The following is a 13,613-nucleotide window of genomic DNA, read 5'->3' on the forward strand; positions in this document are numbered from 1 at the left end:
GAGACAGGGCGTGACCCCGCTGACCCAGGCACCGCCTCTTCCGTCCCCCTTCCCGCCCTCCGTGCTCGCCGGATCCCACGCCGGGCTCGCCGAGGTCCTCGCCACCCTCGCCGAGGCGATCGACACGGCGTCGACCGCCCGCCGCCCCGCCGGACCCCTGCCGGCCGGCACCCCGGCCGAGGTGCTCGCCGCGGCCGCCGCGGCCCTCGGCCCGGCCGAGCTCCCCGCCGAGGGGCTCGGCACCAAGGCCGCGCTCCAACTGCTCGTCACCGTGCTGGTCGAGCACGGCATCGACCTGTCCCACCCCAGGGCCGCCGCCCATCTGCAACCGCCGCCGCTGGCCGTCGCGGTCGCCGCGGACACCCTGGCGAGCGCCGGCAACGCCTCACTGGACACCTACGACTCCGGCCCCTCCGCCATCGCCGTGGAACGCTGGCTCATCGGCGTACTGATCCACCTGGCCGGGCTCGGCGAGCGCGCCGACGGCGTCCTCACCCCTGGCGGCTCCCTCTCCAACCTGATGGGCCTGCTGCTCGCCCGTGACGCCGCCGCGCTGCGACGCGGCATCGACGTCCGCGAGCACGGGGTCGGGGCGCTGCCGGGACCGGTGGTCTTCTGCTCCGAACTCGCCCACTTCTCCACCCACCGGGCGTGCGCCGCCCTGGGCCTGGGGGAGGCCGCCGTGGTTCCCGTACCGACCGACGAGCGGCGGCGGATGCGGCCGGAGGCGCTGGCCGCCGCACTGGCGGGACTCGGCCCTGACCGGACCCCGATCGCGGTCGTCGCCACCGCAGGCACCACGGACTTCGGCTCCGTCGACCCGCTCCCGCAGCTCGCCGAGATCACCGCGGGGCACGGCATGTGGCTGCACGTCGACGCCGCGTACGGATTCGGCGCGCTGTTCTCCCCGCGGCTGGCCGGCCATCTGGCGGGGCTGGAGCTGGCCGACTCGATCACCCTCGACCTGCACAAGATCGGCTGGCAGCCGGCCGCCACGAGCGTGCTCCTGGTCTCCGACACCACCGCCTTCACGGCACTCGACCGCGAGGTCGCCTACCTCAACCCCACCGACGACTCCGAGGCCGGATACGACGGACTGCTCGGGCGCAGCCTCCAGACCACCCGCCGCCCCGACGCGGTGAAGGCCGCCGCCACCCTCCTGGCCTACGGCCGCACCGGAGTGGGGCGCATGGTCGACACCTGCCACGACCTCGCCCGGTACGCCGAAGGGCGCATCCTCGCCGAGCCCGAGCTCGAGCTGGTCGCCCCCGCCGAGCTGACCACCGTGGTGTTCCGCTACCGGGGATCGGGCACGACGGACGCCGACGCGCTCAACGGCGCCCTGCGCCGGTCGCTGCTGGAGTCCGGTGACGCGCTCATCGGCCGTACGGAGGCGGCGACCGCGGGCCCCGGCTCACCCCGGCGCGTGTGCCTGAAGTTCACCTTGCTCAACCCCACCGCCACCACCGACGACATCGACGGCCTCGTGGACACCGTGCTCCACGCCGGCCGCACCTGTGAACGACTCATCGAGGAGGACGCCGCATGAGCACCACCACCGCGGCTTCGACCCCCGTACACACCCCCGTACGCAGCCCCGAAGCCACCCGCGAGGGCACGCCCGCGGGCACTCCCGAAGGCGCCGCGACCGACCCGCTGCACGCGCTGGACGCCCGGGGCGCCGCCGAACACGCCCACATCGAGGCGCTGTTGCGGTGCTGGCTCCGCGAGACCGGCACACCGGTCACGCCCGGCCCGCTGCGGGTCGAGCTGCCCACCGCCGGTCTCGCCCTCGTCACCGAGGTGACCCACTGCTCACCCACCGGCTGGCACCGTTTCGCCCCCGCCCGTCTGGAGGGCCCGGGCGGCCCGCTCGGCCCGAGCGCCGACCCCGTCACGGCCGTCGCGCTGCTGTCCACCGAGGCGGCGGTACGCGGCGGCTCCCGCCCCGGCGGCGTCCCGGCCGGCGAGATCGCCGACCTGGTGGAACGTACGGCCGAATCCGTGCGCAGGGTCGCCTCGTTCATCTCCGACCGGCGTGAGCATCCGCAGCCGCCGCCCGCGGTGGACGGCTTCCTCGACGCCGAACAGGCGCTGCTGCTCGGCCACTTGAACCATCCCGCGCCCAAGAGCCGCGACGGCATCTCCGACCACGACGCCGCCGCGTTCTCGCCCGAGCTGCGCGGCTCGTTCCGGCTGCACTGGTTCGCCGCCGACAAGTCGGTCGTCTCGCACGACGCGGTGGCCGGCGCCCCGTCCCTGGCGGGCCGCGACACGGTCGCGCTCCTCGCCGACCTGGCCGAACGCCGCCTCGACGACGGCCGGGTGCTGGTGCCCGCCCACCCCTGGCAGGCCCGGGACCTGCTGCACCGCCCCCGGATCAAGGCCCTGATCGCCTCCGGCGCCCTGAAGCCGCTGGGCGAGCTGGGCCCCGAGTGGTGGCCGACCTCCAGTGTGCGCACGGTCTACCGGCCGGACGCCGACGTGATGCTGAAGCTCTCCCTCGGGCTGCGGCTGACCAACTCCCGCCGCGAGTCCACCCGCACCGAGCTGCGCCGCGGCCTGGAGATCAACCGGCTCCTCGACGCCGGGTACGCCGACAGCACCTTCCTGGCCCACCCCGGATTCGCCGTCACCCGCGACCCGGCCTGGATCGCGGTGGACGAACCCGGACGCCCGCAGGGCCCGGACGTGACCGGGCTCGATGTCGCCGTACGCGAGATGCCGGACGGTATCGCCGATCTGCGCTGCCTGGTCGGCCTGGTCGCACCCCGGCCCGGCCTCGGCCGCAGCGCCCTCGGCGACCTGGTCGGCGCACTCGGCCCCGGCGCCGCCGAGCAGTGGACGGCCGACTACACCGACCACGTGCTGGTGCCCATGCTGCATCTGTACGCCGCGACCGGCATCGGCCTGGAGGCCCACCAGCAGAACACGCTCGTCCGGCTGGACGCGGCGGGCCGGGTGACCGGCAGCACGTTCCGCGACAACCAGGGCTACTACCTGGCCACTTCCCACCTGCCCGGACTGCTGGGCCGCCTCGGCGCCGACTCCTCCACGCTCGCGGTCGTCGACGACGCCCTCGTGGACGACCGGCTGTCGTACTACCTGCTGCGCAACCAGGCCCTCTCGGTCGTCGGCTGCCTCGCCGTCGACGGACTCGCCGACGAGCACGACCTGCTCGCCGTCCTCGCCGACCGGCTGCGGGCCGCGCTGCCCGCCCTCGCCGAAGCGGGACCGGACGGCGACCGGCTGGCGCGCCGCTGGCTGGAGGCCGACACCCTGCCCTGCAAGGGCAACCTGCTCACCCGGCTGCACGGCATCGACGAGGTCCTCGCCCCGCTGGACGCCCAGTCCGTCTACCTCGACGCCCCCAACCCCCTCCAGGAGGCCTCCGCATGACCTCGGCACAGCCGGCCGCACCGACCGTCTCGGGCCCGCCGCTCCCGTTACTGCACGCGCCCTGGACGGCCCGGGTGGCGCGGGCCGAGGGGGTCGACCTCGACCTCGTCCACGGCTGGATGCAGTCGCCGCACATCGACGCCTTCTGGCACCAGGCGTGGCCGCGCGAGCGCTGGTACGAGGAGATCGCCGGGCACCTCGCGGGGGACGCGATCCTGCCCGTACTGATCGACCTGGACGGCCGGCCCCTGGCGTACATCGAGGTGTACCGGGTGACCCGCGACCGGCTCGCCGGACACTACGCCCACCTCCCGCACGACCTGGGCGTCCACATCGCCATCGGCGAGGCGGACCGCACCGGCAAGGGCCTCGGCCGCTCCCTGCTGCGCGCCCTCGCCGAGGGCCTGCTCGCCGCCGACCCCGCGTGCACCCGGGTCGTCGCCGAACCGGACGTGGAGAACGGGCCGTCGCTGCGGGCCTTCGAGGCCGCGGGCTTCCGCCCCGCCGGGCAGGTCGTCTTCCCCGACAAGACCGCCGCCCTGCTCGTCCACCCGCGCGCGGAGGAGGACCTGCCCCGATGACCGATCTCGTCAGCGAGCACGACGTGGTGGCCATCGGCTGCGGCCCGTTCAACCTGGGCCTGGCCGCCCTGGCCTCGACCGTGGACGACCTCGACCTGGTGGTCCTCGAGGAGCAGCCCGAACTGACCTGGCACCGCGGCATGATGTTCGGCGACGCCTCGATGCAGGTGAACTTCCTCGCCGACCTCGTCACCCTCGTCGCGCCCAGCCACCCCCTGTCGTTCCTCGCCTACCTCCACGACATGGACCGGCTGTACACCTTCACGGTGCGGGAGAACTTCTTCCCCTCCCGCCGCGAGTACGAGGACTATCTGCGCTGGACGGCGGCGCGACTGCCCGCCGTCCGCTTCTCGCACCGCGCCGAGGAGGTCCGCTGGGACGCCGCCGCCGAACGCTTCACCGTGGACGCCGTACGCGGCGACGGCACCCGGCTGCGGATGCGTGCCCGCAACCTCGTCCTCGGCATCGGCACCGCGCCGTACGTCCCGGACGCGCTCGCGGAGCTGCCCGAGGCCGGCCTGGTGCACACCTCCGACTATCTGTACCGGGCGTCCGACGTGGCGGCCGCCGGGAAGGTCACGGTCGTCGGATCCGGTCAGTCGGGCGCCGAGGTCGTGGTGGATCTGCTCGGCCGCAACCTCGAGGGCGGTCCCGCGGTGAGCTGGCTGACCCGGACCCTGTCGTTCGCTCCGCTCGACTACACCAAGATGAACCTGGAGCTGACCACTCCGGCGTACATGCAGTACTTCCACTCCCTGCCGCAGGACGTGCGGGACCGGCTCGTCGGCGAGCAGTGGCAGTTCTACAAGGGCATCTCCACGGACACCCTCGAAGCCGTCCACGAACTGCTCTACCGACGCCAGCTGGAACACGGACTGGCCGACGTGGAGCTGCGGTTCGGCATCACCGTCGAATCCGCCGCCGTCGACGCGGCGGGGCAGACGGTACTGAGCTGCCGGCACCGCGACACCGGTGAGCGCTTCGAGCACACCACGGACCTCGTCGTCGCCGCGACCGGATACCGCAACCGCACCCCCGCGTTCCTCGAACCGGTCGACGGGCTGCTCCTGCGGGACGGCCGCGGCCGTCCCCGCGTGCGGCTCGACCACTCCGTCGAGCTCGCCGAGGGCGTCACCGGCCGTGTCTTCGTGGCCAACGCCGAGATCCACTCCCACGGCGTCTCCGCACCGAACCTGGACATCGGAGCCGTGCGCAACGCCACGATCCTCAACGCCATCACGGGTCGGGAGGTCTACCGCCTGCCGAAGAAGAGCGCGTTCACCAGCTTCGACGTGCCGCGCCGGGCGACGTAAGCAAGGCCCAAGGCAAGGCGAAAGGCAAGGCAGGCAAGGCGAGGCGTACGCCGACGGGCGGGAGCGGCACGGAGCCGTCCCGCCCGTCGGCGCACCGCGTGCGCGGGAGGCGGCTCAGCTCTCCTGCTCGCGCTCCACCTGGTCGTTCCACTCGCGCTTGATCGCGCGCCAGGCCTCGTCCGACTTGCCCTGACGCCAGTAGCCCGAGATCGACAGGCGCTCGCGCGGCACCTCACGCTCCAGACGCAGGTGGCGCCGGAGCTCCTTCACGAAACCCGCCTCGCCGTGGACGAAGGCGTGGACGTCGCCCGCCGGGAACTCCAGGGCGCGGACCGCCTCCAGCAGGGCCTGGCCCGTCGGGCGCCCGCCCCGGTGGAGCCAGGTCACCTCGACCCCCGCGGCCGTCGCGAACTTCTGCTCCTCAGCCGCGTCCGCGACCTCCAGGAACGCGTGCACCACCGAGCCCTCCGGCAGCCGCTCCAGGGCCACCGCGATCGCCGGAAGCGCGCTCTCGTCGCCCACCAGCAGGTGCCAGTCCGCCGCCGTGTCCGGCGCGTAACCGCCGCCCGGCCCGAGCAGGCGCATCACGTCGCCCGCCTGGGCCCGCGCCGCCCACGGCCCCGCCAGGCCCTCGTCGCCGTGGACCACGAAGTCGACGGTCAGCTCGCGGTGGACCGGGTCCCAGCTCCGTACCGTGTACGTCCGGTTCGTGGGCCACTGCTCGCGCGGGAACTCCTCGCGGATCCGGTCCATGTCGAACGGCTCCGGGTAGCTCACGCCCTCCGGCGCGAACAGCAGCTTCACGTAGTGGTCGGTGTACTCACCCAGCTCGAACGCGCCGAGGCCGTCCCCGCCCAGCACGACCCGCACCATGTGCGGAGTGATCCGCTCCGTGCGGACCACCCGCGCCTCGTGGGCCTTCGGTCCCTTGCGCGCCGGCTGCTCTGCCACGACCGTCTCCCTGACTCTGCGAACTTAGGTTTGCCTAAGCTAGCATCCCGGGCGCCCGTCGGCCCAGAACGCCTCAGCGCTCCAGGACGGGCAGCAGCCTTCCGACGGCCCCGCCCAGACCCCACCGCGCCACCAGCCGCGCCAGCGCCTCCGGTTCCCGCGGCCCGCTCGGCAGGGCCGGGTCGAAGTCCGGCAGGGGTACGTCCCCGGCGACCCGGACGACCTTCGGGGCCACGTCCAGGTACGCCGCCGCCTCCACGATGCCGCGCCGCTTGGCCGGGGTCAGCTTCGACGTACGGTCCACGGCGGCCGCGCGGACACCCGCCAGGTCGCCGTACTCCGTGATCAGCTGCGCGGCGGTCTTCTCGCCGATGCCCTTGACCCCGGGCAGCCCGTCGCTGGCGTCGCCGCGCAGCGCCGCGAAGTCGGCGTACTGATCCGCCCGTACCCCGTACTTCGTACGGATCAGCTCGCCGTCGACCAGATCGCAGTCGCCGACGCCCTTCCTCGGGTACAGCACCCGCACGGCGCGCTCGTCGTCCACCAGCTGGAAGAGGTCCCGGTCACCGGTGACGATGTCCACCGGACCCTTCGCCTGCCCGGCCAGCGTCCCGATGACGTCGTCCGCCTCGTAGCCCGCGACCCCCACCCGGGCGATGCCGAGGGCGTCCAGGACCTCCTCGATCACCGGCACCTGCGGGGCGAGCGTGTCGGGGATCTCCTCCTCGTCCGGACCGGTCTCGGTCACCACGGCGACCCGGTGCGCCTTGTACGAGGGGATCAGGTCCACCCGCCACTGCGGGCGCCAGTCGGCGTCCATGCAGGCCACCAGGTCGTCGGGGTGGTGGTCCTGGACGAGCCGGGTGATGAAGTCGAGCAGCCCGCGCACGGCGTTGACCGGCGTGCCGTCGGGGGCGCGGACCGAGTCCGGCACACCGAAGTACGCGCGGAAGTAGAGAGAGGCGGTGTCGAGGAGCATCAGGCGTCGCGTCACACCTCGATCATGCCGTACCCCACTGACACCGCGACCCTTCTCCGTGATGCCAGATCTTCGTCGTCGGGGGATATCGACTCCTGTCCGGAAAGGGGCGGTCGCCGAGTGTGTTCGGTGGCCGCCCCTTTTCGCCACGACGCGAAACCCTGCCCCAAAGCTGCGTAAGGTTCAGGTAACCGACCAGTACGCAGGCACCGAGGCACGAGGGAGGGAGCCGACATGGACGACAAGGAATCCCCACGCGTGGGCGCGGCCGTCAAGCGCCGCCGCAGAGCGCTCAAGCTCACCCTGGCCGTCGTCGCCGCGCGCAGCGGCCTGTCCGTGCCCTTCCTCAGTCAGATCGAGAACGAGCGGGCCCGCCCCAGCACGCGGTCCCTGCAGCTGGTCGCCGGGGCCCTGGAGACCACGGCCGGCGAGCTGCTGGCCGCGGCGGAGGCCGCCCGCACCGTCGACGTCGTACGCTCCGCCGAACGGCCGCACGACCTGCCCGTCGGCGTACGGTCCCTGGTCCGCGGTCGACACCAGCTGCACGCACTGGAGTTCACCGGCGAGCGGGACGCGGGCCGTGAATTCCAGCACCGCAACGACGAGTTGCTGTTCGTCGCCGACGGCGCCGCCGAGGTCGAGGCCGAGGGCCGGGCCTACCGGCTCGAGCGCGGCGACACGCTCTACCTCTCCGGAGGCGTACGGCACCGGTGGCGCGCCACCGAGCCCGGCACCCGCCTCCTCGTCGTCGCCGTCGCCGAGCACATCGAGGTCGACGACACCTGAGCGAGGCCCCGCGCGACGACGTCACGCGCGACGGCGACCCCGAGGCGCTTCCCCGGGATCGCCGTCGCACTCGTCAGCGGGCCTCGGCCGGCAGAGGCGCCGCAGGTACCGGCCCGGGCCCCGCGAGCAGCGCGCCGCTGAGCAGCCCGCGCAGCGTGTGGAACCCGGCCACCAGCCAGGCCGCGACGAGGAACACGTACAGCAGGATCGCCAGCCAGCGGAAGGCGGCGAGGCCGGTGTGCTGGGCGAGCCCCTCCGCGCCGGTCACGCACGTCCCGACCGGGAAGGTGAAGGCCCACCAGGTCATCGCGAAGCCCATGCCGTGCCGCCGCGCCCGCAGCACCATCGCTCCGGCGAGCGCCAGCCACAGCAGGGCGAAGCCCATGACCGGCACGCCGTACAGGACGGCGAAGGCGGTGAAGCCGTGCGCGTACGGGGCGGGCAGCAGGCCCGGGGCCGCGTCGGCGAACTTGTTCGCGGCGGTGGTCGACTGGCCCAGCGGGCCGAGGACCAGGAAGAGGGCCGGGGTGAGCGCGAGGGGCAGCGGGCCGCCGGTGACGAGCCGTCCGAAGACCAGCGGCAGCATCACGAGGGTGGCGAGCAGGCTGACGCCGAACATCGCGTAGCAGGCGATCAGCAGCGTCTGCTGGGCCTGGCCCGCGGGCAGGTGGGGGAGAAGCAGCGGCCCGAGCGCGGCGGAGACCATGGGGGCGACGACGGGCAGCAGCCACACCGGGGACGCTCCCTCGATCTTGTGGTGGACCACCATGAGGTACGGGATCGCCACGGCGGCGGCCAGACCGATGACCGTTCCGGCGGTGAACAGGACGGTGTCGACGGCTATGGCCGCCGGGAGCCCGATCCAGTCCTTGCCGACGATCACCGTGCCGCCGCCGACGGCGAGCAGCGCCATCGCCAGGCAACCGTAGAAGGGGGCGACGGCCGGGTCGAGGAGATGGGCGCGGGCCCGGTCGCGGTGGTGCACCCAGTGCAGGGTCCTGGCGGTGAGCAGCGCCGCCAGCATCACGAAGGAGAGCGCCCAGACCGCGGTGCAGGCGGTACGGAGACCCGGGACGTCCACGGCGAGGGTGCCGGGGAGGGTGGCTCCCGCGTTGGCGACGATGGCGGTGCCCATCACCGAGGCGTACCAGTTGGGGCCGAGGTGACGGACCGCGGCCGCCCGTACGCCGGGGGTGGTGGCGAGGGGGGCCGGATGGGAAGGTGCGAGGGTTGCCATGCGCACACGGTCGCGCCGATCCGTCGCCCCGACCAGGGATCTTGGCGCTATGACGCCATAAGCTGACTTTATGAGCAGTGAGAGCAGTGCGCCGTCCCCTCTGTCCCACCGGGTGCCCGACCTCGGCGCGCTCGAACTGCTGCTCGCCGTCGCCCGCCACGGGAGCCTGGGGCGGGCCGCCCGCGAGGTGGGGATCACGCAGCCCGCCGCGAGCAGCCGGATCCGCTCGATGGAGCGGCAGCTCGGGGTGGCCCTGGTGGACCGTTCGCCGCGCGGCTCGCGGCTCACCGACGCGGGTGCCCTTGTGACGGACTGGGCGCGGCGGATCGTGGAGGCGGCGGAGGCCTTCGACGCGGGAGCACAGGCGCTGCGGGGGCGCCGGGACTCGCGGCTGCGGGTGGCCGCGTCGATGACGATCGCCGAGTATCTGCTGCCGGGCTGGCTGATCGCGCTGCGCGCGGAGCGGCCGGACACGGCCGTGTCCCTGATGGCGGGGAACTCGGCGGTGGTCGCGGAACGCCTCCTCGCGGACGAGGCGGACGTGGGCTTCGTGGAGGGGCTCGCCGTGCCGGACGGCCTGGACGGGGTGGTCGTCGCGCACGACCGGCTCGTCGTGGTCGCCGCGCCGTCCCACCCGTGGGTCCGCCGCCGCAGGCCGCTGGACCCCGCCGAGCTGGCCGCGACCCCGCTGATCCTGCGCGAACGCGGCTCGGGCACCCGCCAGGTCCTCGACTCCGCGCTCTCCGCCCACGGCGGCCTCGCCCGGCCGCTCCTCGAACTCGCCTCCACCACGGCCGTCAAGGCCGCCGCGGTCAGCGCCGCCGGCCCCGCCGTCCTGAGCGAGCTCGCGATCGCGGAGGAACTGGCCTCCCGCCGCCTGGTCGAGATCCCGGTCGAGGGCGTCCTCCTCCGCCGCGACCTCCGCGCGGTCTGGCCCACGGGGCACCGCCCCACGGGCCCGGCCCGCGACCTCCTCTCCCTGACGAGGGCCCACCCGACGGGCTGAGGCGTCAGACCGCCGCCGCGACCAGGCCCCGCATCACCCGCAGGTCCTCGCCCATCTCCGGGTGCCACTGGACGCCCAGCGCCCAGGCCGGGGCGGGGAGTTCGACGGCCTCGATCGTGCCGTCCTCCGCGTGGGCCGAGGCGGTCAGGCCGTCGCCCAGGCGGTCCACGGACTGGTGGTGGTAGGTCGGCACCGAGGTCGCCTCCGGGACCAGGGAGGCGTACCGCGTGCCCGGGACCGGCTTCACCGGGTGGCGGCCCATCACGCCGGGCGCCTCCGTATGGCCGTCCAGGTGCTGGACCAGCGTTCCGCCAAGCGCCACGTTCAGCAGCTGCATGCCCCGGCAGATGCCGAGCACCGGCGTACCGGCCGCCAGCGCCGCCTCGATCAGGGACAGCTCCCACGCGTCCCTGGCCCGGGCCGGCGGGCCGGTACGGGGATCGGGCGCGGCCCCGTACCGTACGGGCTCCACATCCGCCCCGCCCGCGATCACCAGGCCGTCGAGCCGCGACACCACCCCCGCCGCGGCCGACGGGTCGTCCGGCGGGAGCATCGCCGCGAGGCCGCCGCTCGCCTGGATCAGGCGTGGGTACCGCGCGGGCAGCAAGGCCGCGGGCATGTCCCACACCCCCCAGCGCGCCTGGTCCAGGTACGTCGTGACGCCGATGAGCGGCTTGGACACGGGACTCCTCCTTGAAGCCGAAGAGAGTGGTGGTCAGTCGCGTTCGAGCTCGGCCTCGGCCGCCGCGAGCGCCGCGAACTCCTCCTCCGGCGCCTTGGCCACCAGACGGTGCCGACTGTAGAACGCGAAGTAGGCGAGGGCGATCACATAGACCACCAGCGCGATGAACGCCGCGTCCTGGTCCACCAGGAACGTCGCCACGAGCGCCGACAGCGCGAGCACGAACGCGACGGACGAGGTCACGACGCCGCCGGGCGTGCGGTACGGCCGCGGCAGCTCCGGCTCACGGCGGCGCAGCACGATGTGCGAGAGCGCCATCAGGGCGTACGAGATGGTCGCCCCGAACACCGCGATGTTCAGCATCCGCGCGCCGTTCCCGGTCCCCGCGGCCAGCGCGAAGCCGATCGCGCCCGGGATGAGCAGCCCGAGGTACGGCGACTTGCGGCGGCTGGTCAGGGAGAGGAACCGCGGCAGGTAGCCGGCCCGGGACAGGGCGAAGAGCTGGCGCGAACCGGCGTAGATGAGCGAGAAGAAGGAGGCCACCAGGCCCGCGAGGCCCGCGTAGTTCACGAACCGGCTAAGCGCCGTCGGATCCCCGTCGCCCTGCAGGGCCACGACCAGCGGGTTGCCCGCCTCCTGGACGGCGGCCGAGCCGCGCGCCCCCGTGGCGGCGACGAAGGTCACCACGGCGAGCAGCACCAGGATGCCCATGGACAGGGAGAGCGCCCTCGGCATCGAGCGCACCGGGTCCTTGGCCTCCTCCGCCGCCAGCGGCACCCCCTCGACCCCGAGGAAGAACCACATGCCGAAGGGGAACGCCGCCCAGATCCCGAGCAGCCCGAACGGCAGCCAGGAGCCGGAGCCGAACGCCTCGGTGTCGACCGGGATGTCGTTCAGGCCGTCGACGTGGAAGTCGCTCAGCGCGCCCAGCGCGAAGATGACCAGCGCGGCGACGGCGATCGCCGTGACGACCAGGCTGAAGCGCAGCGCCTCGCCCACACCCCACAGATGGATCCCGATGAAGATCACGAAACAGGCGAGATAGACCGGCCAGCCCGATTCCAGGCCGAACAGGCCGAGCGACTCGACGTAGTCGCCGATGAAGATGGAGATCGCGGCGGGGGCGAGGATGTACTCGATGAGGATCGCGGTGCCGGTGAGGAAGCCGCCCCAGGTGCCGAGCGCCCGGCGCGCGAAGCCGTAACCGCCGCCCGCCGTGGGCAGGATGGCGGAGAGCTCGGCGAGCGCGAAGACGAGACAGGCGTACATCGCGCCCATCAGCACGGTGGCGATGGCGAGTCCGCCGAATCCGCCCTTGGACAGGCCGATGTTCCAGCCGGAGAAGTCGCCGGAGACGACGTAGGCGACGCCGAGTCCGGTGAGCAGAAGCCAGCCGGCGCTGCCGCGGCGCAGGGTCCGGCGTTGGAGGTAGTCGTCCGGTGCTGTCTTGTCCCCGGTGGTGTCTTCGAGCGTCATGGCAGCGTCAGCTCCCGCGTCGGGCCCAATGGAATGGGACCATACCTTTGCGCCGGGTCGGCTCGAACGCAACCCCCGTGCGTTACTTTCGGGTTACGCGGCCCCCTTTCTGGTTCTGGGGCTCGGTTCACCTCCGGGGCGCTCTGTGCGTGCGTCGACGGTCGACGTGCTCGGTCGCTCGTGCCTCGCTCCCTGCGCGCGTCTCCCTTTCGACGCCCGCGCCCCCCTTCGGCTCACTCGGCCCCTTTTTCTGGGCTCGGTCACCTCCGGGGCGCTCTGTGCGTGCGTCGACGGTCGACGTGCTCGGTCGCTCGTGCCTCGCTCCCTGCGCGCGTCTCCCTTTCGACGCCCGCGCCCCCCTTCGGCTCACTCGCCGGGGGCTCCCGCACTGCCCTCACGTCAGGAAGCCGCGCAGCAGCGCCGCCGTGCCCCCGCAGTGTTCGCGCATGACCTCGCGCGCCGCGTCCGCGTCCCCGTCGAGGACCGCCTCGACCAGGGCGGTGTGCTGGTGCTGGGAGTGCTCCAGGTTGCGCACGAGCAGCGGGATGCAGTCCAGGAGGTCGTTGACCGTCGCCCGGACCGCTGCGTACTGCGCCGTGAGCGTCGGCGAGCCCGAGAGCTCCGCCAGCGTGAGGTGGAGCAGCGTGTCCTGGCGCCGGTAGTCCGTCAGCGGGGCGTCGTGCGTGGCCGCGAGCGCCGCGCGCAGCCGCGCCTCGCCCTCCTCCGTCAGCCCGTGCGCCGCGCAGAGCCCGGCCGCCCCGACCTCCAGGACCTCGCGGAAGCGCAGGGTGTCCTCGACGTCGACGGAGGCGATCCGGCGGCGCAGCTCGTCCTCGTCGGCCGTCTGCGGCCGGCTCAGCACGAACGTTCCGCCGTAGCGCCCGCGCCGGCTCTCCACCAGCCCCTGCTCCTGCAGGACCTTCAGGACCTCGCGCAGGGTGACCCGGCTGATGCCCATCCGCTCGGCCAGCTCGCGCTCCGCCGGCAGCCGTTCCCCGCCGGGGACCAGGCCGAGCCGCACGATCTGGAGGATCTGCTCCAGGGCCTCCTCGAAGCCGTTGCCCGCCCGCACCGGCCTCAGGACGGGCGTCAGCCGGTCCGGCGCGCCCGCCGCGGCGCCGGCCGTCGCGCCCGCCGTCACGGGCGCCGCGCCGCCGATCTCGCCGCCGATCTCGCCGCCGATCTCCCCACCGATCTTCGCCA

The 13,613-nt window shown here is 73.7% G+C and carries 12 protein-coding genes; 6 read left to right on the top strand and 6 right to left on the bottom strand.

The window, feature by feature from the left end:
- Positions 1-10 precede the first annotated feature (10 nt).
- Genes FDM97_RS11965 through FDM97_RS11980 form a run of 4 tightly spaced genes read left to right on the top strand, consistent with a single transcriptional unit; the run spans position 11 to position 5,293 of the window.
- Positions 11-1,549: a pyridoxal phosphate-dependent decarboxylase family protein gene (locus tag FDM97_RS11965; protein WP_254705567.1), complete on the top strand. Its 1,539-nt coding sequence runs from the start codon at positions 11-13 to the stop codon at positions 1,547-1,549.
- Positions 1,546-3,399 (top strand): IucA/IucC family protein, encoded by a 1,854-nt coding sequence (locus tag FDM97_RS11970; RefSeq protein WP_137990396.1) that lies wholly within the window; start codon positions 1,546-1,548, stop codon positions 3,397-3,399. The genes FDM97_RS11965 and FDM97_RS11970 overlap by 4 nt, the downstream gene beginning before the upstream one ends.
- Entirely contained in the window at positions 3,396-3,980 is a 585-nt protein-coding gene (locus FDM97_RS11975; protein WP_137990397.1) for a GNAT family N-acetyltransferase, read from the top strand. The genes FDM97_RS11970 and FDM97_RS11975 overlap by 4 nt, the downstream gene beginning before the upstream one ends.
- Positions 3,977-5,293, top strand: coding sequence for a lysine N(6)-hydroxylase/L-ornithine N(5)-oxygenase family protein (locus FDM97_RS11980; protein WP_137990398.1), 1,317 nt, complete (start codon positions 3,977-3,979; stop codon positions 5,291-5,293). Before FDM97_RS11975 ends, FDM97_RS11980 begins: the two co-directional genes overlap by 4 nt.
- A 114-nt stretch (positions 5,294-5,407) precedes the next feature.
- Here the strand turns inward: FDM97_RS11980 and FDM97_RS11985 are convergent, their stop codons facing one another.
- Both FDM97_RS11985 and FDM97_RS11990 read right to left on the bottom strand, forming a co-directional pair.
- Positions 5,408-6,244 carry a siderophore-interacting protein gene (locus FDM97_RS11985; protein ID WP_137990399.1) on the bottom strand — a complete coding sequence of 279 codons (837 nt, stop codon included), beginning with the start codon at positions 6,242-6,244 and terminating at the stop codon, positions 5,408-5,410.
- Positions 6,245-6,317: 73 nt separating this feature from the next.
- Entirely contained in the window at positions 6,318-7,223 is a 906-nt protein-coding gene (locus FDM97_RS11990) for a 5'-3' exonuclease (RefSeq protein WP_137994781.1), read from the bottom strand.
- A 234-nt stretch (positions 7,224-7,457) separates the two neighbouring features.
- Here FDM97_RS11990 and FDM97_RS11995 point away from each other — a divergent pair, with 234 nt between their 5' ends.
- On the top strand, positions 7,458-8,009 hold the full coding sequence (locus FDM97_RS11995) for a helix-turn-helix domain-containing protein (RefSeq protein ID WP_137990400.1): 552 nt from the start codon (positions 7,458-7,460) through the stop codon (positions 8,007-8,009).
- A gap of 73 nt (positions 8,010-8,082) precedes the next feature.
- Here FDM97_RS11995 and FDM97_RS12000 read toward each other — a convergent pair whose 3' ends face one another.
- Positions 8,083-9,246: a TDT family transporter gene (locus FDM97_RS12000; RefSeq protein WP_137990401.1), complete on the bottom strand. Its 1,164-nt coding sequence runs from the start codon at positions 9,244-9,246 to the stop codon at positions 8,083-8,085.
- Between the two features lie 70 nt (positions 9,247-9,316).
- Between FDM97_RS12000 and FDM97_RS12005 the strand changes: the two genes are divergently transcribed.
- A complete protein-coding gene (locus FDM97_RS12005) occupies positions 9,317-10,252 on the top strand; it encodes a LysR family transcriptional regulator (protein ID WP_175439097.1) in 936 nt (311 codons plus the stop codon).
- 4 nt (positions 10,253-10,256) lie between these two features.
- Here the strand turns inward: FDM97_RS12005 and FDM97_RS12010 are convergent, their stop codons facing one another.
- The 3 genes from FDM97_RS12010 to FDM97_RS12020 all read right to left on the bottom strand — a co-directional run bounded on the left by FDM97_RS12010 (position 10,257) and on the right by FDM97_RS12020 (position 13,551).
- Positions 10,257-10,934 carry a gamma-glutamyl-gamma-aminobutyrate hydrolase family protein gene (locus FDM97_RS12010; RefSeq protein ID WP_137990402.1) on the bottom strand — a complete coding sequence of 226 codons (678 nt, stop codon included), beginning with the start codon at positions 10,932-10,934 and terminating at the stop codon, positions 10,257-10,259.
- A 33-nt stretch (positions 10,935-10,967) separates the two neighbouring features.
- Positions 10,968-12,410, bottom strand: coding sequence for an ethanolamine permease (gene eat / locus FDM97_RS12015; RefSeq protein WP_137990403.1), 1,443 nt, complete (start codon positions 12,408-12,410; stop codon positions 10,968-10,970).
- 394 nt (positions 12,411-12,804) lie between these two features.
- On the bottom strand, positions 12,805-13,551 hold the full coding sequence (locus FDM97_RS12020; protein ID WP_137994783.1) for a FadR/GntR family transcriptional regulator: 747 nt from the start codon (positions 13,549-13,551) through the stop codon (positions 12,805-12,807).
- Between the last annotated feature and the right edge of the window lie 62 nt (positions 13,552-13,613).

The sequence above is a fragment of the Streptomyces vilmorinianum genome, assembly GCF_005517195.1.
GTDB lineage: Bacteria > Actinomycetota > Actinomycetes > Streptomycetales > Streptomycetaceae > Streptomyces > Streptomyces vilmorinianum.

Coding starts and splice junctions, on each gene's coding strand:
- FDM97_RS11975 (WP_137990397.1), top strand. CDS start 3,396: ATGACCTCGGCACAGCCGGCCGCACCGACCGTCTCGGGCCCGCCGCTC.
- FDM97_RS12000 (WP_137990401.1), bottom strand. CDS start 9,246: ATGGCAACCCTCGCACCTTCCCATCCGGCCCCCCTCGCCACCACCCCC.
- FDM97_RS11995 (WP_137990400.1), top strand. CDS start 7,458: ATGGACGACAAGGAATCCCCACGCGTGGGCGCGGCCGTCAAGCGCCGC.
- FDM97_RS11970 (WP_137990396.1), top strand. CDS start 1,546: ATGAGCACCACCACCGCGGCTTCGACCCCCGTACACACCCCCGTACGC.
- FDM97_RS11980 (WP_137990398.1), top strand. CDS start 3,977: ATGACCGATCTCGTCAGCGAGCACGACGTGGTGGCCATCGGCTGCGGC.
- FDM97_RS11990 (WP_137994781.1), bottom strand. CDS start 7,223: ATGCTCCTCGACACCGCCTCTCTCTACTTCCGCGCGTACTTCGGTGTG.
- FDM97_RS12005 (WP_175439097.1), top strand. CDS start 9,317: ATGAGCAGTGAGAGCAGTGCGCCGTCCCCTCTGTCCCACCGGGTGCCC.
- eat (WP_137990403.1), bottom strand. CDS start 12,410: ATGACGCTCGAAGACACCACCGGGGACAAGACAGCACCGGACGACTAC.